Source organism: Thermostichus sp. MS-CIW-25, from assembly GCF_054060015.1.
On sequence record NZ_JBSSCS010000038.1, the window covers coordinates 1 to 17365 of the forward strand.

16 protein-coding genes and 1 pseudogene are annotated in these 17365 nt (G+C 58.0%); 5 read left to right on the forward strand and 12 right to left on the reverse strand.

The genetic code is table 11. The features are described from left to right. Positions 1–169 precede the first annotated feature (169 nt). Together ACVWZ1_RS11815 and ACVWZ1_RS11820 are read right to left on the reverse strand one after the other, a co-directional pair. Positions 170–427: a DUF3146 family protein gene (locus ACVWZ1_RS11815; protein ID WP_457466450.1), complete on the reverse strand. Its 258-nt coding sequence runs from the start codon at positions 425–427 to the stop codon at positions 170–172. Positions 428–648: 221 nt separating this feature from the next. Further along, positions 649–990 (reverse strand): DUF3155 domain-containing protein, encoded by a 342-nt coding sequence (locus tag ACVWZ1_RS11820; RefSeq protein ID WP_414355581.1) that lies wholly within the window; start codon positions 988–990, stop codon positions 649–651. 829 nt (positions 991–1819) lie between these two features. Between ACVWZ1_RS11820 and ACVWZ1_RS11825 the strand changes: the two genes are divergently transcribed. After that, positions 1820–2311, forward strand: a complete 492-nt coding sequence (locus ACVWZ1_RS11825) for a DUF4168 domain-containing protein (RefSeq protein WP_414355582.1) — start codon at positions 1820–1822, stop codon at positions 2309–2311. Here the strand turns inward: ACVWZ1_RS11825 and ACVWZ1_RS11830 are convergent. Then, positions 2301–4163 carry a response regulator gene (locus ACVWZ1_RS11830; RefSeq protein WP_457503470.1) on the reverse strand — a complete coding sequence of 621 codons (1863 nt, stop codon included), beginning with the start codon at positions 4161–4163 and terminating at the stop codon, positions 2301–2303. The two genes, ACVWZ1_RS11825 and ACVWZ1_RS11830, sit on opposite strands and share 11 nt — an antisense overlap. A gap of 175 nt (positions 4164–4338) precedes the next feature. Here ACVWZ1_RS11830 and ACVWZ1_RS11835 point away from each other — a divergent pair, with 175 nt between their 5' ends. The 3 genes from ACVWZ1_RS11835 to ACVWZ1_RS11845 all read left to right on the forward strand — a co-directional run bounded on the left by ACVWZ1_RS11835 (position 4339) and on the right by ACVWZ1_RS11845 (position 5386). Beyond that, positions 4339–4542: an FAD-dependent oxidoreductase gene (locus tag ACVWZ1_RS11835; RefSeq protein WP_457503462.1), complete on the forward strand. Its 204-nt coding sequence runs from the start codon at positions 4339–4341 to the stop codon at positions 4540–4542. A gap of 95 nt (positions 4543–4637) precedes the next feature. Continuing rightward, positions 4638–5228: a hypothetical protein gene (locus ACVWZ1_RS11840; protein WP_457503463.1), complete on the forward strand. Its 591-nt coding sequence runs from the start codon at positions 4638–4640 to the stop codon at positions 5226–5228. Next, positions 5195–5386 (forward strand): hypothetical protein, encoded by a 192-nt coding sequence (locus ACVWZ1_RS11845; RefSeq protein WP_457503464.1) that lies wholly within the window; start codon positions 5195–5197, stop codon positions 5384–5386. The genes ACVWZ1_RS11840 and ACVWZ1_RS11845 overlap by 34 nt, the downstream gene beginning before the upstream one ends. On the opposite strand, the gene lpxB is transcribed toward ACVWZ1_RS11845, so the two are convergent. The 9 genes and pseudogenes from lpxB to ACVWZ1_RS11890 all read right to left on the reverse strand — a co-directional run bounded on the left by lpxB (position 5383) and on the right by ACVWZ1_RS11890 (position 15163). Further along, positions 5383–6591, reverse strand: a complete 1209-nt coding sequence (lpxB, locus tag ACVWZ1_RS11850; protein ID WP_414355586.1) for a lipid-A-disaccharide synthase — start codon at positions 6589–6591, stop codon at positions 5383–5385. The two genes, ACVWZ1_RS11845 and lpxB, sit on opposite strands and share 4 nt — an antisense overlap. A 26-nt stretch (positions 6592–6617) precedes the next feature. Beyond that, entirely contained in the window at positions 6618–7604 is a 987-nt protein-coding gene (gene lpxA / locus ACVWZ1_RS11855; protein WP_414355587.1) for an acyl-ACP--UDP-N-acetylglucosamine O-acyltransferase, read from the reverse strand. Positions 7605–7863: 259 nt separating this feature from the next. Next, positions 7864–8364, reverse strand: coding sequence for a 3-hydroxyacyl-ACP dehydratase FabZ (fabZ, locus tag ACVWZ1_RS11860; RefSeq protein WP_414355588.1), 501 nt, complete (start codon positions 8362–8364; stop codon positions 7864–7866). 182 nt (positions 8365–8546) lie between these two features. Next, positions 8547–9428, reverse strand: coding sequence for a UDP-3-O-acyl-N-acetylglucosamine deacetylase (gene lpxC / locus ACVWZ1_RS11865; protein ID WP_414408679.1), 882 nt, complete (start codon positions 9426–9428; stop codon positions 8547–8549). 14 nt (positions 9429–9442) lie between these two features. Continuing rightward, positions 9443–10039, reverse strand: coding sequence for a hypothetical protein (locus tag ACVWZ1_RS11870; protein WP_457466454.1), 597 nt, complete (start codon positions 10037–10039; stop codon positions 9443–9445). Between the two features lie 235 nt (positions 10040–10274). Continuing rightward, a pseudogene (locus tag ACVWZ1_RS11875) lies at positions 10275–11282 on the reverse strand (RRXRR domain-containing protein). A 190-nt stretch (positions 11283–11472) separates the two neighbouring features. After that, positions 11473–12555 (reverse strand): electron transfer flavoprotein subunit alpha/FixB family protein, encoded by a 1083-nt coding sequence (locus ACVWZ1_RS11880; RefSeq protein ID WP_457466455.1) that lies wholly within the window; start codon positions 12553–12555, stop codon positions 11473–11475. 221 nt (positions 12556–12776) lie between these two features. Next, positions 12777–13601, reverse strand: a complete 825-nt coding sequence (locus ACVWZ1_RS11885) for an electron transfer flavoprotein subunit beta/FixA family protein (protein ID WP_457466456.1) — start codon at positions 13599–13601, stop codon at positions 12777–12779. Positions 13602–14080: 479 nt separating this feature from the next. Beyond that, a complete protein-coding gene (locus ACVWZ1_RS11890; RefSeq protein ID WP_457466457.1) occupies positions 14081–15163 on the reverse strand; it encodes an ABC transporter substrate-binding protein in 1083 nt (360 codons plus the stop codon). Between the two features lie 270 nt (positions 15164–15433). On the opposite strand from ACVWZ1_RS11890, the gene argS reads away from it, so the two are divergent. Then, entirely contained in the window at positions 15434–17230 is a 1797-nt protein-coding gene (argS, locus tag ACVWZ1_RS11895) for an arginine--tRNA ligase (RefSeq protein ID WP_457503472.1), read from the forward strand. Positions 17231–17365 lie beyond the last annotated feature (135 nt).

The following is a 17365-nucleotide window of genomic DNA, read 5'->3' on the forward strand; positions in this document are numbered from 1 at the left end:
CGCCTGAAATTCCGAAACTTAGCTGCCCTCTGGGGCCGCTAGGGATTGGGATAAAGCCCGCACCCTGCGCATAGCGCGGGTGCCGGGTAGTTTACCCTAACAGGTGCCTTCCAATGCTCAGCCCCGGTCTTTGGTGCTGGGCAAAAGCTCTGTGCAGCTTGAGAGGAGTTCACAAGCTGCTGCGAATTACAAACGAATAGTTGCTGCCCGGTTCCAGCAGATAGTCCGATTTTTCCAGAAAACGGCTCAAGGGCTCGCAAATCAAAGCCCGCCCCACAGAAGGCTCCACTCTGAGTTCCCCGGCCCGAAAGCGCCAGCAAAAGCGCCAAACCCAACCATTGGCATTGACTTCCCCCTCAATGGCCCCCTCTTGCCAAGAGCGGCGGGTAATTTGGACATGGGCAGTGGTTTGAGGCAGTCGGCTCATCCGGCATCTCCCGACGAGATCCCTTGTAGGGTAGCGCGTGGTGCCCTTGCTGCCGCCAGCAGGTCGAGTATGGCGAGTGAGGCAGCAGGAGCTCAACCCGTGGGGAGGGATCCCGTACACAGGGTCAGTTCTTTCGATCTTCTGAGAGCGGCTGCAACAAACCCCCCAGGGTAGGGGGGCTGTTTCCTGAGCTCCTGCTAATAGGAAAAGCTGGTCAGAGGCTAGCGAGCGGCAGTTGCAAGAACCTTCGAGGATTTTTTCTCCGGCTTCTCAGCCGCAACCTCCGCTAGCAAAGCTCGCAGGCTGGGAAAAAGGAAGTGGTTTTCCTCGACATATTGCGCGCCGAACAACCCCTTCTCCGCCCAAAAAAACCGATCAACGGTATGCTCATTTCGCCGCACCAAAATCAGCGCGGGGGGCTGAATAGACTTTTCCTGAATATACTTTCGAGCAGCGGTTACAGACTTCTCTTCACCACTGTCCAGATTAAATTGAGGAATGTGATCTAAAATTTTGCGCCCTTCCAGACGACGGCGACTCTTACGCTTTCTTCTCCTAACCAATGTAAGCCTCCTGTAGAAGGATGACCGAACAACCGCAACCGCAAAGAATATATCAGCGCTGCTTAAGAAAAGCAATAACTTTTACCCATTTTTGTTATCATCTTTTACAAAGGCAATAAAGACAGCAGCCGCCCTCAAAGCCCTTGAAGGGTTACTTATGGACGCGCCCAAAAAAATCTAATCGGGAACCTTTCTCCGAACAAAAAATCCTTCAACAATCGCCTGCAAAGAGAGCTGGCGATTGGGCGTTTGCTAGGTTGACTGCTGATATTGATAGGGGATCCACGGGCTCTGACACCTGCGAAGAAAGTCAGATGCCGATGTGGGAGATCCGCATCAAATCTGGCCCCTAGCCTAACATTAACAAAAACGATACTCAACAGAACATATACCTAAGCTCAGCTTCAAGACAACCCCCTTTGGGCTGAAGTGCTAAGTCAATTGCCAATGCTGCAAGTCTGGAGCTGCTCAACCGAGGAGAGAAAGGGGCACTCCGGTGCCGGGCTACCGTTGAACAGCGCATGTAAGACTGTACAACCAACTTCTTGTTTCTACAAGAGATCCACTGCAGATCCCCAGCATGTCCACACAGCCCTTTCGCGAGTTCATCCTGGGAGCCCTGGAGTGAGGAGTTCTGGTACCGTAGGGATTGGATAGATCCCGCGCCAGGTGACCGGCAAGCTGGAATGGGCTTGATGGGCATTCAGGACTGCGTTGAACCGATTAGACGGAATTCAGGCATCTTGCTAGCCTTACTTCAGGCTTGGCTGCGCCTCAAGGACTTAAGTCTATTTGGGTTTATCTTGTCTGGGTCTAGGGAGTTTTGGGCATGATGAAATTTGGATTGCTGATGGGTCTGGGACTCAGCCTGGGATCCCTGCCGGTTTGGGCACAGGGAGCAACCCCGCTGCCTAGCCCTGCTGCCACTGCTTCTCCAACTTCGGGGGAGGCTCCGGCCACAGCAACTCCTAGCCCTCTGGCATCTCCGACTCTAACCCCAGAGCAAGTCACCGATGCCCAGGTGGAACAGTTGGTGCGGATTTTGTTGGAGTTGGATCCCCTGATTCGGGAAGCCAGCGCCCAACTGCGGGAAACCCAGAACGAGGAAGAGTACGAGCAAATTATGCGGCGCACAGAAACCCAAGCCAGCCGCATTGTTGAAGAGCAAGGGCTGACGGTGCTTCAATACCGCGAATTGATGACCTTGGCCAACGAAAATCCCGTCCTCAACCAGCGGGTTCGTGTGCGCTTGCAAGAAGTTTTGCAGGAAGGGGAAGCTTCCAACTCTCCAAAGCCGGCTACCCCGACGCCTACACCCTAGGCTGAGCTGGCTTGCCTTGGCCAAAGGCAGGGAGAACCTGAGGCAGCCGCAAAGTAAAACAGGTGCGATTGGCCTCGCTGTTGAGGTGAATGCTTCCTTGCAACAGACTTACCCGCTGCTGCACGAGGGCCAACCCCAACCCTGTCCCCCCTTGCCGCCAGGGATCCGCGCTGGGCACCCGATAGAACTTCTCAAATACCCGCTTTTGCTCTTCCAGGGGAATGGTTACGCCGGTGTTGAGGACTTGGATGTCCAGGTGGTCGGAATGGCAGGTGGCCTGAAGGCTGATCAGGTGCCCAGCAGGGGTGAATTTACATGCATTTTTCAGCAATTCCGCCAGCACCGACTTTAGCACTCCCGGCAGGGTAAAAATGGCAGGCAGTCCTGGAGGGATCCCAAGGCTGAAGCGCTGATGGCGGCTATGGGCCTCCTGAGCAAAGGGCTCCGCGATCTGGGGCAACCACTCTTGCAGCTCCAACCAGCAGGGCCGCTGTGAACCGTTCGCGTTAGCGGGACGGAGTCCCTTGAGCACCTCTAACTGCTGCAGTTCCAGCAGATCCTCGACCAGTCTGATCTCCCGCTCACATTCGTTGTCCAACACCTTCAAGTACTGAGAGATTTTGGCCAGATCCGGGGATCGGGCAGCGCCCTGGGCAGGCAGCAGGACGGAGCTGAGCAGGCGGATGGCCATTTTCATGTTGGAAAGAGGGGTGCGCAGCTCGTGGGACACCGTGCTAAGGAAGTCATTTTTCAGGCAATCCAGCCGCTGCAATTCCTGTACTTGGCGATCCAGTTGGGCGGTGCGGGCCTGTACCTTTTCTTCCAGGGTGCGGTTCAGCTCCTGAACCTGTTGGAACAGTTCCGCCTGCCGAATGGCGATGGAGAGGTGATCGGCCAGGGCCAAGATCAGATCCTGATTGGTGGCCAGCCAACCGGGACGTGCTGTTTTCAGTTGCAGGCACAGGCTGCCCCAAAGGGTGGGGTGGGTCGGGCCAGATTCGGGGTTTTCGCCACCGTAGAGCGGTACCAGCAGCCAACTGCCAGGATAGGCTTTGGCCATGGCGGAGATGTAGACCCAGTCTTTGGCTTGGTCGGCTGCCTCCAGCAACATCACTTTCCCCTGCTTCAGTTGCTGAGCAATGGGGCTTTCGGAATCGGGAATGAGACAGCCCAGGTAGCCATCCTGTTGAGTGCTGTACTCGGAGACAATGCGCCAATGCTGTTGCTGAGGCTGATAGATGCTGATGCTTACCCGATCCGCCTCTAGCAGATGGCCTATCTCGCGGGTGACGGCAGCAAGGATTTGATCCAACTGCAAAGAAGTGGGAATGGCTCGGACGATGCGGTTCAGGGCTTGCTCGCGGGCCGCCTGTTGGCGTAGGTTCAACAAGTTCTGGCGGGCCTTGATCAGGTGTTGGATGCGCTGACGCATTATCGGCCAGTGAATGGGCTTGGTCATGTAGTCGCTGGCTCCGGCAGCAAAGGCTTTGTCTACGGAAGCTTGATCCTCGAGCGAGGTAATCATCAAGCAGGGCAGATTCGCATCCAAAGCCCGCAGGCGGCGGCAACACTCGAACCCATCCGTGCCGGGCATGAGGGCGTCCAGCAGGGCAATTTGAGGCTGAGTTTGACCGAAGAGCAGCAAGGCTTGGTCGCCGTCTTCAGCCTCTGCCACTTGATAGCCTTCATGAACCAACAGGTGGGTCAAGTACCCGCGTATGCATGGGTCGTCATCGGCCAACAGTACTGTCGGCGAAGCATTTGTCAGCAGATGTCCAGGATTGGGGATGGGGGGAGATTGCACAAAATTCACTCCACAGAGTCGGCCATTCGCGACGGCGGTGCGAAGCACCAAGGCTTTCTTTGCACACAAAAGGGATCTCTAATCTGTCTCCAGCTTAATCTTTCGCGTTAGCGGTGCGGTTCCCGACGGGGTGCCGTAGGCATAGCACTTTCGCGCCCAGGCCGGGGATCCCTTGAACAGACCTATTTCCGTTAGGATTGACGAGGTGGTGTGAGAAGTTGCCATGACTGTTTCTGAGAACATTTCTGAGGAAATGACCCCACTACCAGATGGTACCTCAAGGCAGCTATCCAGAGTGCAGTCCACAGTGGTGATCGGGGCGGGGCCAGCTGGATTGAGTGCCGCCTACGAGCTGAACAAGCAGGGCTACCCGGTAACGGTTTTGGAAGCGGATCCGGTTCAGGTGGGGGGCTATCCTGCACTGTAACCTACCAAGGCTATCGCTTTGATATCGGTGGGCACCGCTTTTTCTCCAAGTCGGCGGAAATTGAGGCCCTGTGGACGGAAATTTTGGGCTCGGAAATGCAGGTTTGTCGGCGGCTTTCCCGCATTTTTTATCGAGGTGTTTTCTTCGACTATCCGATTCGACCTGCGGATGTCTTTGCCAAACTGGGGCTAGGGTTTACCAGTCTCTGTCTGCTCAGCTACCTAAAGGCGCGCCTCTTTCCCAGGCTCAATCCCGTATCTTTTGAAGATTGGGTCATCAACCAGTTTGGGGAACGGCTGTACCGCACTTTTTTTAAGACCTACACCGAGAAGGTGTGGGGGATCCCTTGTCACGAGATCAGCGCCGACTGGGCAGCCCAGCGGATCAAGGGTCTGTCGATGGCTTCTTTGATCCGTAAAACCTTTTTCCCCAGCCGAGGGGGAGTGATCAAAACCCTGATCGATCGCTTTCGCTATCCTCGCCTAGGGCCAGGCCAGATATGGGAGCGCGTTCAAACCTTGCTGGCAGAAGCCGGGCAGCCGGTACAACTGGATCGCAAGGTTACAACCAAGGCTATCAAGCTCACATCCAGACCATTCGGGCCTTTTTGGAAGAGGCACTGCCCAATTTGCAGGTGGCAGGTCGCAACGGCATGCACCGCTATAGTAACCAAGATCACGCCATGATGACGGGCCTCTTGGCCGCTCGCAACATTGTGGCAGGGGAACGGCGCTACGATGGGTGGCGGGTCAACCAAGATGCTGAGTATCTGGAAGAGGAGGATTCGACAGCGGCCTTGGCGGGAGGACGGGCCGTGCCCCAGGTGCTGGGTCGCCGGAGTTAGCGGCGGAAGGGATCCTGCTTCGATCCAGCTTCGCCATCCAACACCTCTAGGATGGCCTTGGCAGCGCGAGCCAGAACGCCGGGTTCTCCTAGGGCTGCCCGCATCGCGGCGTAGTCGGCTTGCAGTTGGGCTTTGCGTTCGGGCCGAGTTAGCAACTCCAGCGCCAGTTGGGCAATCTTCTCTGGCTGGGCCTGCTCCTGCAGCAACTCCGGGACAATGGGGCGCATCTGCACCAGGTTGGGCGGAGACATGAAGGGCACCGACACCCTCAGCCAATGGCGGGCGATCCAGAAGGTGAGGGGGTTAAGGCGATAGATCACCACCTGGGGGATCCCTAAGATGGCCGTTTCCAAGTTCACCGTGCCGGACTTGGCCAACACCAAATCAGCCGCTGCCAAGGCGAGGTGATGGGCTTTGTGGGGGGAGAAGAAGGGCAGAGCTTGGGGATCCAAAAGGGTGAGGTTTAACCCAAGACGGTGGGCAGCCCGCGCGATTGGGGCAGCAAAACGGGGCGAGGCCAAGGGCACCCAAAACTGCACTTGGGGCAGGTGAGCTTGCAGCAACTGGGCCGCCTTGAGCAGGACAGGCAGAACCGAGCGCAGCTCTTGCCGCCGCGAAGCCGGCACCACCACCACCACTGTAGCCTCGGCAGGGATCCCCAACTGGGCTCTGGCTGCAGCACGGCTGGGCACAGCGGCCAAAATATCCAACAGGGGATGGCCCACATACTGGACATGGGCTCCTGCCGCCGCGTAGTAGCGGGCTTCCTCAGGGAAAATTGCCAACATCAGCCGCATCTGCTGGGCCAGTTGGTAGGTGAGGCGGGCATCCTGCGACCACACCCACTCTTGGGGGGCAATGTAATAGACAGCAGGGATCTGCCGCCGTTGCAGCAGACGGGCAATGCGGCTGTTGACGCCGATGTAGTCCACCAGCACAGCCACATCTGGCGGGTCTTGGGCCAAAAAGCGGCGAATCTTCCATTCCGTCCAGAGGGCGGGGCCGATAAAGGGAAGAGCCTCTAAAATGCCAACGGAGCTGATCTCGGTAGTGCGGTGCAATAAACGGGCCCCGGCAGCAGCCATGCGCTCTCCCCCGACCGCTGTGATGCGCAGTTGAGGGCGCTGGCGCAGCAATTCTTCAATCAGATGGCCGGCCTGCAGATCCCCTGAGACCTCGCCCGTGCAGATGAACAGGTGGCTCACCAGAGCTACACTCCCGACCGCAGTTCTCAATCATCCAGCTCTGAAGTGCTCCGCATCGCTGTCGATAAGGAATCTTCCCCTCTCCCGCGTAGGGCCGGCAGAGGGCCTCGTCGTTGCGGCTGCGAGAGGGAGTCTTCCAAAAATTGCAGCAGATGTTGCAGGGATCCCGTCTCGTCCACCCACTCTTTCCCCTGCAGAGAAAGGATGTGGCGCTCTCCCTCCGCACCGCCGCTACGAACAACACACAGGCTGCTGCGCAGCGTTTGCAGCGCTTTTTCCAAAGGCAACCCTGAGCGGTACAAAAATCGGTAGACCTGCCGCAGCAAGGGCAGGGATCCCTCCATCCCTTTGGCTCGCCGCAACCCCACCAAATTCAGACCGCGAATGCGGGCTGGATGTCCTTCCACCAACATGTAGGGGGGAACGTCGCGGTCAACCCGGCTCATCGCCCCCACCATGGCCAAGCGCCCGATGCGGGTGAACTGGTGGATCCCGACCATGCCGCCAATGCGGGCTTGAGACTCGATGTGGATGTGGCCGGCCAAAGAGACAGCATTGGTAATCACCACCTGATTTTCGATGACACAGTTGTGGGCGACATGGGTGTAGGCCATCAGCAGGTTGTGATCTCCGATCAGGGTGGCTTCCCCTTCATTGGTGGCCCGGTTGATGGTGACAAACTCGCGGATGCGATTGCCTCTGCCGATCACCACTTGAGAGGGGGCGCCGCTGTACTTCAGATCCTGAGGCTCGGTGCCCACAACTGCTCCCGGAAAAATGTGGTTGTCCTCGCCGATTTCCGTCCAGCCATCGATCACCACATGGGCTCCCACCACCGTATGGGCAGCGATACGAACATGCTCGCCGATCACCGCATACGGGCCAACCTGCACCGTCTCGTGTAGCTCAGCTTTCGGATGGATCACCGCGGTGGGATGAATCCGCTCGCGTGAGCGGTGCGGCGCACTTGCAGAGGCGTTGGGAGTGGATCCCGCTGAAGCGAACGAACTCATTTCCAACCTAGCCAGCAACTGTGGTTACGCTCCCAACCCCGCGAAGGATCACCAAGGCTTGACTCCGGGGGAGATCAACCTTAGAGCTACGCTCCGCCATCGTGACCAATAGGCTGCCACCCCAACGCAGCAATATGTCTACCGTATCCCGACAGAAAGGCGCAAGCAGTCCCCGAGCCATCTCCCTATGCCAACACTTTATCTCAATTGGTGAGAAGACCCACAGCAGAGCGCCTCTCGGATGGCCGCTATTTGTCCCTCAATCCACCAGGGAAAACATCAGTTCCCCCTCGGTCACCAGTTGTCCTCCCACCTGAGCGCGGCAGAACATCTTGCCAATGCGCCTCTGGCGAATGGTGAGCAAGTCGGCAGAGAGCAGCAGTTGATCCCCCGGCAGCACCGGGCGGCGAAAGCGAACACCATCGATCCCGGCAAACAGGGCCAAGCGCCCGGCCACGTCCGGCAACTTGGTCAACACGATCCCCCCTACCTGGGCCATAGCCTCGACGATCAGGACGCCGGGCATGATGGGTCGGTTGGGGAAATGCCCCTGAAAAAAGGGCTCGTTGAAGGTGACGTTTTTCAGGCCCACTGCCCGTTGCCCCGGTTGATACTCCACAACCCGATCCACCAGCAAAAAAGGATAGCGATGGGGCAAGATCTCCAAAATCTGCTCCGTTGTGAAGACAGGGGGAGCAGTTGCCAATTGAGCGGCTGCCTCAGCCGAGAGGAGGGGAGGAGGGGAGACATCAGAGGCCATGGTGAACCCGTGGAGACAGAAGACAAAACTGAAACCCCGGATGGGGAGGAAGCAGGCCAGAACTCAGCCAAAAGAGCACCCAGGGATCTACGGAGAAGAGATCAAGAGATTCCAACAGAGCGGATCCCCTTGAAGGCAAGTGCTCGGCACCGCTGTCGCACCTGAGGATGGCAGGGTTGTGGCTACGCAACCGGATCTCTTTCTCCCCCTTGCTCTTCATGGATCAGCAGGGATCCACTCTTGAGCAACTGCTCGGCCAAACGGTGGTGCAGAGCATGGCCCGCTTTGTAGGCCACAACATGCCCCTGCAGTCGGCAGCCCAGGAGGCTGAGATCTCCTAGTAAATCTATCAGCTTATGGCGCACCGGCTCATCTGGGTAGCGCAGTGGCCCCAACCACTCGGTCTGGCTACAGACGATGGCATTTTCCAGGCTGCCCCCCTGGATCAGCCCCCGTTCCCGGGCCAGCTCCACATCCTGCTGGCGGGCGAAGGTGCGGGCCGGTGCAATGGACTGGACAAAATCTGGCCCGTTCTCCCTCCAGCTCAACCACTGTTCTCCAATGGGGCAATCGGCGAAATCGATGCCATAAGTAAAGCGGGCTGTGGGATGGGGGAGAGCGCTGACGAAAGCTTCCCCCGCCCAGGCAGTAACCGGCTCTTGGATCACCCCCAGCAGGGCCGGCTGATCTTGGGCTTGGATCCCGGCTTGGGCAACGGCCTCCACAAAAGGCAGGGCAGAGCCATCCAGAATCGGCAGCTCTGGCCCCTCCACCTCGATGCGGCAGTTGTCAATGCCCAGGACGTAGAGGGCGGCCAACAGGTGTTCCACCGTCTGCACTTGAACCGGGGGGGATCCCTGCTGCAGCAGGGTGCAGAGATGGGCAGGGGCCAGGGATCCCAACTGGGCCGGGATCTCAGGGGATCCCGGTCGATCCACCCGCACAAACACCCGACCGCTGCCGACAGGAGCTGGATGCAGGCTGCAGCGAATCGGCAGGCCGGTGTGCAGGCCAACGCCTTCCAGAGAAATAGAGCTGGCTAGGGTGTGTTGCCGGCCTCTCATCATGCTCCGCACCGCTAGTGCAAACGCTCTTGGCCCCGGTCGAAAACGCGGTAATACAGCTCCCGATAGCCCACGCGCAGGTTACTGCCGGCATCTGCCAACTTGGCTTTGTGACTGCGGGTGCCGTAGGCGCTGAACACCTCGTAGGTATCCCCTTCAAAGAAAAAGGAAGAGACATCGGACACCTCTTCGCCCCCCAGCAACTGCCAGCGCCCCTGGCGAAACTGCAGCCGGTAGTGGGCTCTATCCAAGCTGCCGGAAGGACGGTCGATCATGGCGTCGATGCTGCCCTCGTAGAACGGCTCGGCACCACCATTGGGGATGGATATGTCCACAGGCCACACGTCCACAGCGATATCTCGGTAGCGGCAGTTGGGCCGGTTGCACAGGCGAATTGAGCGCATGGCCTCGGCAATGGCTTCCAGCCGCTGCCGCGCTACGGTCAGGGAAAGGTGCTCTATACCCCCATCGCGAGCGAGCTGGGGCGACACCTGAGCCGCCTCTGCCACTGTGGAGGGCAACGAATGGGCAGCCAACGCCGGGGATCCCCAGCAGCATCCCACCAACACCAGACAGATCAAGCTCAGCCAACAACGGTATGCGGATCCCATGAACACAATCTATGACCAAGAAAACTGGGTTGCAAGCCCTGCCCTAGGGCCTACGGCCCGCTGACGCGACTAGGGCGGCTTTGTGCTATGGCGCAGTGTCAACAGGAAAAGTATCTGGGAGTTCATCCCAGCAGTTGGGGTCATGGCATCCCCCACCACTCGCAAGAGTGGTGTAGCCCAGGAAGTGGGAATCATCCTGCAACCCGGAAAAGAATCCCTGCCCTTTAGGTCGGCTTTATTTGTTTCTTCTGTAGAACCTCCAAGAACAGAAGCTCAAACACTTTACGTCTTCTTTCCTGGCGCTCTGGGTTAGCCTTTTCCCATCCTCCAACCGATGCAGACTTACTCTTCCAGCAGAACTGCCTCCGACAAAGGTGAGCCCAAACTTGGGGTGGCGCACTAAACTACCCCGCCTCAAACCTAAGCTCAGCATACCCCCGTAGGAAAGTCTTTTCCCACCTTTGCCCGGTTGCAAACGATGCAGTTGACGACGATGAAACCGCAGAGGAACGACCATAAGCATCTGCTGATTGTCCGGCTGCAGGTGCCCCCCGGTCACGGAGTTGGCTAACACCCACGCATCCACGCAGTGGGCCGCAAACACTTCGGCGGTCTTTTTGTTGGTTTTCTGCAAACCCAAGGCATCCCGCATCTGCTGGGTTTCCCACCCTGAGCGGGTTAGTACCTGTCCCAGATTGGCTAGCTGCCGATAGAACCATTGCTTACCCACCTCTGAGGGAGAGAAAGACACGTCCCAGCGGCGCTTGCCACGGGTCTTCGCCTTAATGTCCTCAACCACAAATACGGATACGGGAAACAACTGGCTTAGCCACCGAGCCAGACGTAGCTTCCACTGCCAGCGAGCCTTGGTGGAAGGGGGCAACCCACCCCTGGCGCGATTAAACCTGGGTTGACGACAGGGCGTTTGGCGATACCGTCGCGCTCGACGCATGATGCGCCGTTGTTCGACATGCTCCTTCACCCAGGTGACCGCGTCCGCTTGGAGGTTCAGGTAGGTCTGTGCGGCGGATTTAACCGACCACCCCTCTTTCTTGCTCCCTGGGTCAATGCCGACGGCTATGGGTTGGGTTTGCCGGTCAGAAGGCTCCACGTTAAGCCGGACTCAAAACACCCCTCTCTTCCAAAAGGGAGTAGCCTTGCCGGTCTTAATCCACCTTCTGGCTCGACTGGGTGTGGTCGGCATGAGCGGGTTTTGGTTGTGATCTACGACAGGCACAAACATGCGGTAAGTCTCCTACTCGGAGTATGTACGTCCCTTCGCCACTGACCAACGTAGAGGTAGCCAACTAGGGAAGCATTCGCTACGTACTGTGGGCTGCCACGCCCAGTCGGCTCAGTCCCCTTCAATCGCCCTCCATGACTGGGTTGCTTGGGCAGGCTAGTCTTTCCTTGCCCTTGGGGTTTCAGGCTGGCTAGACCTTACTTCCACAAGCCCCCACCTTTAGCTGGGGGTACTTGACCTGCTGGATCTGACGGATCAGTTCGGGTACCACCTGGTAGAGATCCCCGACGATACCGTAGTGGGCAAATTTGAAGATGGGGGCAGAGCTGTCTTTGTTGATGGCGATGATCGTCTGGGATTTGTCCATGCCCACGCGATGCTGGATGGCTCCGGAAATGCCGCAGGCAATGTAGAGCTGAGGTCGGACGGTCTTGCCGGTTTGGCCCACTTGATGGGCGTAGGGGATCCACCCAGAATCCACGGCCTTGCGGGAGGAGCCGACGGCGCTGTTGGGGAAACAAGCGGCCAACTCCTTCAACAGCTCAAATCCCTCTGGGGATCCCAGCCCGTAGCCGCCGGAAACGATCACCTTGGCGCGGGTGAGATCCACCGCCTGGGACAGGTTGCGCACCGTTTCCACAACCTGCAGGCTCAGGTCGCCGGGATCCAAGTTGACCGGCACCGGGATCACGTCCCCCTGGCGGGATCCATCCCAGGGCAGAGGCACCATCACCCCTGGGCGCACCGTGGCCATTTGGGGGTTTTTCCACGGGCCGAGGATGCGGGCCTTGAGAGATTCGCCAAAGCTGGGCCGGATGGCGTAGAGGCAGTCGGGGAAGAGGCCAGACTTGCTCGGATCTTTGCTATTGGTGTACTCGAAGGGGCCGATGTCCAATTCGGTGCAGTCTGCCGTCAGGCCGGTCTCCAGGTGGGCGGCCAAGCGAGGGGCCAGATCTCGCCCGGTGGTGGTGGATCCCAGCAGGATGGTGTGGGGTGGTTGGGGCCAGCTTTTGATCAAGTCCGTGATCACCCGGCGGTAGGGCAAGGTGCGGTATTCGGCCAACTCCGGATGATCGGCAATGAAGACTTGATCTGCCCCGTGGCCGATCAGGATCGAGGGCAAATGGGCAATGTTGTGTCCAAGAACAAGGGCACTCAGGGTGGCTCCCAGCTTATCGGCCAGCCGCCGCCCGGCTCCCAACAACTCTAAGCCGATGGGCTGCAATTCCCCATTCACCTGCTCCGCGAAGACCAATATCCGCTTGCGATCCATAGAACCGTGACTCCTAAGTTGAGATCGGGATTGAATCGGGTCGAGGGCAATCTTGGGTGTTGCAATTGCGACGAGGTCAGCAGAGTCTTTCTGAGTTAACTTTTCACTGCCCAAAACCGGGAGCTTTCGCCGGCTAGCCACCCTGGGATCGATAGATGAGACGATGAGGATTGAAAGGTGATGGAGATAAGAATTGGCCAGAGGGATGCAAGGCAGAAGATCTAGGAAGTTGCCGCGTAGCGGAAGAGGTCAACGGCCTGAGTTAGTTGGTTGACCAGTTGGGGGACGGACTGCCCTTGAAAGATCTGACAGTTGCCGCCAATTTCCCCCACTTTTTCGGTGGCAGCCACGATGGTCGGAGATCCCTTGAGACCGCAGCGCTCCGGGTCTGCCCCCACATCGTCCAAGTTGAGGATCTGGATCGCCTCGGCCCGTGCCACCTCATCCCGCATCAGCCGCTGCACCCGCTGCACACCCCGTAGAGTGGGGTAGGCCAAACGCCGAGCGGAATTGGCCACCGTAATCAAAACCGGCAGGGGCACCATTACGATTTGGGATCCCCCTTCGATGGCCCGCCGCGCCACTAGGATCCCATCCCGAATCTCGAAGGCTTCGCAATAGGTGACCTGAGGGATCCCCAACCGCTCCGCCAACTGCGGCCCCACCTGGGCCGTATCGCCGTCGGTGGTCTGGAGCCCGCAGAAGATCACATCGGGCCGGCCAGCATAGCGAACCGTCTGGGCCAGAGTATAGGCAGTGGCTAGGGTATCGGAAGCGGCCAAGCGGCGGTCGGTCATCAAAATGCCCCGATCCACCCCGTGGGCAATGGCCTCGTAGAGCACCTCAATGGCCGGGGGTGGCCCCATTGTAATTGCCGTTACTCTCGCCCCGTGTTGCCGTTTGGTTTGCAGAGCTGCTTCCAGTGCATAGCGATCAAAAGGGTTTAACATCCGCTTGGCCTTGGCGCGATCGATCGTGCCGTCACTGTTGATGCCGGCCTTGGCGTTTTGATCGGGAACTTGCTTAATCAGAACAAAAGTTTCCAAGGGCCCAAACTCCCTAGTGATCCCCTCCAGATTAAAAGGGATCCCTGAGCACCACAAACTTATTCAGCTTTTTTTCGGGATCGGAAAAGCTATCTCGACTTCAAGCACCCCTAAGCTACTCTTCCCAATACATCTGTTTCTCAGGTTTGATTTCATTGACATGCTCCCCATGCCCAAAGGCAGGGGCCTTACGGCGTTCTTGGGTAACCCTAAACAAAGTTCGAGACACTCCCCTACTGCTCCATGCCGCTTCCGGTCTCCCATCCACCAACGCGAACAGGTCTCCCGTCGGCCTCTTTCAGGAGCAGCCTGGGATCCCTGCCACGAAAAGCTTTGGGGATACTTCGCAGATGAGGGATCCAATAAGGACGCAGACCGCACCTGCAGCCAGAAATAGCCTCCCAGCAAGCAGGATAAGTTGGCCTGCACCGGCAAGCCAATAGACAGAGGCTTCAAAATCGTTGCTGGCCTAACCCAGATTATCCAATCATCCGCTCAGACTTGGGTGGGAGCAGACTTCCATCAAACACTTGCTCTAGAGAGGGCTTAGTGGGCAAGCCAAAGCCATCCACCACCTGAGCAATCGAGGTTTCCATACGAGCAGGCACTACATCCCCCAAACCAATTTGTCGCACCTCATCGGTAACAAACAGGCGCGGCATGGCCAGGGTAAGGCGCAATTTCTCAATTGCCGTATCCAGCACTTGTCCGTCGGCCTTGGCTTTGTCCAGAAGGGCCAACATATTGCCATCGGTATCACGAATAGTGTCTTGCCAACCCTTGACATAGGCCCGCAAGAAAGCTTTGAATTGCTCAGGCTTCTCACGCAGCAATTGCACACGAGTGATGAGCGCATTGCCGTACAGCTCAAGGCCATAGTCGTTGTAAAGGAAAGCCGTGATGTCCTCCAAGCTGACGCCGCCCCGCACCAGATTGGGCATGGCTGAGGTCATAAAGCCGCTGATGGCATCCACCCGACCTTGGATGAGGAAAGGTTCGCGCAACTGTGGCTCCATGGTCAGCCACTCCACCGACCCCGGATCGATGCCGACTTGCTTGGCAAAGACCGGCCAGAGCCGACGCGGCGCATCCCCTGCCGGTGCTCCTAGCTTCTTGCCCGCCAGTTGGGCCGGCTCCCCAATGCCCTTATCTTTCAAGGTGTAGATGCCAAAGGGAGAGCGATTGAAGTGGACATAGATCGCTACCAAGGGCACGTCCGGATTTTTGGCATTGAACTCGATCATGGAGTAGGGATCCCCTTCCCCCAGGTCGTACTGGCCAGCGGCAATCTTGGTGATGGAATCGGCGGAGCCATAGCCGCGCTCGTAGGTGACCTCCAGCCCCTCTTCGGCGAAGTAGCCCTTCAAGATCGCCGTTACAAGGGGGGTATCCATCGAAGAGGGCAACCAAGAGAGGGTAAACTTCAGGGGCGTCAGTCCCTGGGAAACCAGAAGCGGCCCGCGGCTCTGAGCCCTCGCCTTTAGCCCTCCAACGGCAACCCAAGAGGCAGCCGCAGCAGCAGATTGAAGGAATTGACGACGCGACGATTTCGGGATGGACATATCTATATGCTCCACAGCACCTGGCTCAGTAGGGATCCGCAAACGGGAATGCGGCAAACAATGGAGTGAAGACTATAAGCAACCAACTTAGCAAGGCGGAGTCAAACTTCTGTATTTGAGGATACCTTTACCTGCTGGGGGATCCCCTTTTAGCCAAGGTGAGAACTCTGCCTTGGTCATGGCCGGTTCGTTGCCGGTATGATAGTGCTCCTGCTGCCGCAGGGATCCCGATCGCCATTGCTCTTAACTCACGTGTATCCCTCTTCAACCATGGCCATCCAATCCCCTTCCACCTCCCTGGTTCGCTTTCTCGCCGGTGCTGTATCTGAGGCCATTCGACAGGCAGCAGAAGCAGGCCAACTGGGATCCCTGGCCCCCCAGCAAGCCACAGCGATTGCCCCCGTGATCCAGATCCCCAGCGACCCTCGCTACGGCGATTACGCCTGTCCCACCCCCCTGGGCATGGCCAAGCTCTGCCGCCTAGCACCGGCCCAGATCGCCCAAACCCTGCAGAGCCATCTGGATCTGCCGGACATCGAAACTCAGGTGGCGGGAGGAGGGTATCTCAACTTCCGGCTGGGGGATCCCTTTTTGGCCGAGCGCCTGCAGGAGCTGCTGCATCTGGGAGAACACTTCGGCAAAACAGCCACCCCCCATCCCGAGCGCATTCTGCTGGAGTTTGTCTCCGCCAACCCGACGGGGCCTTTGCATGTGGGCCATGGGCGTTGGGCTGCCGTCGGCTCCACAGTGGCCAACCTGCTGCGCTGGACGGGGCACCAGGTGGAGCGGGAGTTTTACATCAACGATGCCGGCAACCAGATGCGGCTCTTGGGCCAGTCTCTGGAGGTGCGGGTGCGGCAACTGCAGGGGGAAGAGGTGGCTCTGCCCGAAGATGCCTACCATGGCAGTTACTTGGTCGATATTGCCCGGCGGCTGTTGGGTCAGGTCAAGGCCGGGATCCGCCCTCTGCCCACCACCCTAGAGGAGTACACCGATTTTGCCTATGGGGAAATGCTGGCCTGGCAAAAGCAGACCCTGCAACAACTACGCACCGAGTTTGATCACTGGTTTAGCGAGCGCCGCCTGCACACCCCCGATCCCCAGACAGGCCTGAGCGCCATCCAGCAAGCTTTGCAGGAGCTGGAAGAACGCGGCTTTCTCTACAGGGCCAAGGCTCCCCGGGGTGAGGATCCCAAGCCAGGGGCCGAAGAGGCCGTCTATTTCAAAACCCAAGAATTTGGCGACGACAAGGATCGGGTGGTGCAAAAGGCCGATGGTTCGTTCACTTATCTAGCCGCCGATATTGCCTACCACCGGGATAAAGTGCAGCGGGGATATCACCGGCTGATCAACATTCTTGGCTCGGATCACCATGGCTATATCGGCCGCTTAAAGGCGGCGGTGGGTGCCTTCAGCCCAGATGTCAAGCTGGAAATCTTGATTGGACAATTTGTCAAATTGTTCAAAACCGACCCGCAAACCGGTGAGAAAACCGAAGTGCGCATGTCCAAGCGCACCGGCAACTTTGTCTCACTCAATGACCTGATCGAAGATCCAGAAATTGGCGTGGGGGTCGATGCAGCCCGCTGGTTTTTGCTTAGCAGCAGCATGGACAGCCCCATCAACTTCGATTTGGATTTGGCCGTCAAGCAAACTTTCGATAACCCGGTCGTGTATGTTCACTACAGCCATGCCCGCTGTTGCACTCTGCTGCGGCGGCTACAGGAAGAAGAAAAGGTTGAACTGACCAACAAAGTCCCTTTGACGGAGCAACAAAAACTGCCCTACAAAGAGCCAGAAGAGCGGGCCCTGCTGCTGCGCTTGTTGGCCTTGCCGGATGAGCTGATCGCCGCCGCAGAAGAGCGCGCCCCCCACAAGATCATCCGCTATGCAGAAGCCATCGCCGCCGATTTCAACAAGTTTTACGACAACTGCCGTATTTTGCCGCTCTTGAAAGAGGATCCCCTTTTGGCCCAAGCCCGCATCCAATTGGTGCAGGCCACGCAGCAGGTTTTGTTTAACGTCCTCACCGGCATTCTCGGCCTGAGTGCGCCGGAGTCTATGTGATTTACGAAGGAGTGCCGTAAGGCCCCCAGCTCACGCTCTGGGCGGAAGCCAGCTATAGCGGTCGCGAGTAGGTCAATTGCAATAAACCGTTCCACAACGCATAGTCATTTATCTCACCGTCAAGGTGAAACAAAC

Bases quoted from the DNA above. Each gene is read 5' to 3' on its own strand.
- ACVWZ1_RS11815 (WP_457466450.1), bottom strand. From the start codon at position 427: ATGAGCCGACTGCCTCAAACCACTGCCCATGTCCAAATTACCCGCCGC.
- ACVWZ1_RS11825 (WP_414355582.1), top strand. From the start codon at position 1,820: ATGATGAAATTTGGATTGCTGATGGGTCTGGGACTCAGCCTGGGATCC.
- ACVWZ1_RS11835 (WP_457503462.1), top strand. From the start codon at position 4,339: ATGACTGTTTCTGAGAACATTTCTGAGGAAATGACCCCACTACCAGAT.
- ACVWZ1_RS11840 (WP_457503463.1), top strand. From the start codon at position 4,638: ATGCAGGTTTGTCGGCGGCTTTCCCGCATTTTTTATCGAGGTGTTTTC.
- ACVWZ1_RS11845 (WP_457503464.1), top strand. From the start codon at position 5,195: ATGCACCGCTATAGTAACCAAGATCACGCCATGATGACGGGCCTCTTG.
- lpxA (WP_414355587.1), bottom strand. From the start codon at position 7,604: ATGAGTTCGTTCGCTTCAGCGGGATCCACTCCCAACGCCTCTGCAAGT.
- fabZ (WP_414355588.1), bottom strand. From the start codon at position 8,364: ATGGCCTCTGATGTCTCCCCTCCTCCCCTCCTCTCGGCTGAGGCAGCC.
- lpxC (WP_414408679.1), bottom strand. From the start codon at position 9,428: ATGAGAGGCCGGCAACACACCCTAGCCAGCTCTATTTCTCTGGAAGGC.
- ACVWZ1_RS11870 (WP_457466454.1), bottom strand. From the start codon at position 10,039: ATGGGATCCGCATACCGTTGTTGGCTGAGCTTGATCTGTCTGGTGTTG.
- ACVWZ1_RS11880 (WP_457466455.1), bottom strand. From the start codon at position 12,555: ATGGATCGCAAGCGGATATTGGTCTTCGCGGAGCAGGTGAATGGGGAA.
- ACVWZ1_RS11890 (WP_457466457.1), bottom strand. From the start codon at position 15,163: ATGTCCATCCCGAAATCGTCGCGTCGTCAATTCCTTCAATCTGCTGCT.
- argS (WP_457503472.1), top strand. From the start codon at position 15,434: ATGGCCATCCAATCCCCTTCCACCTCCCTGGTTCGCTTTCTCGCCGGT.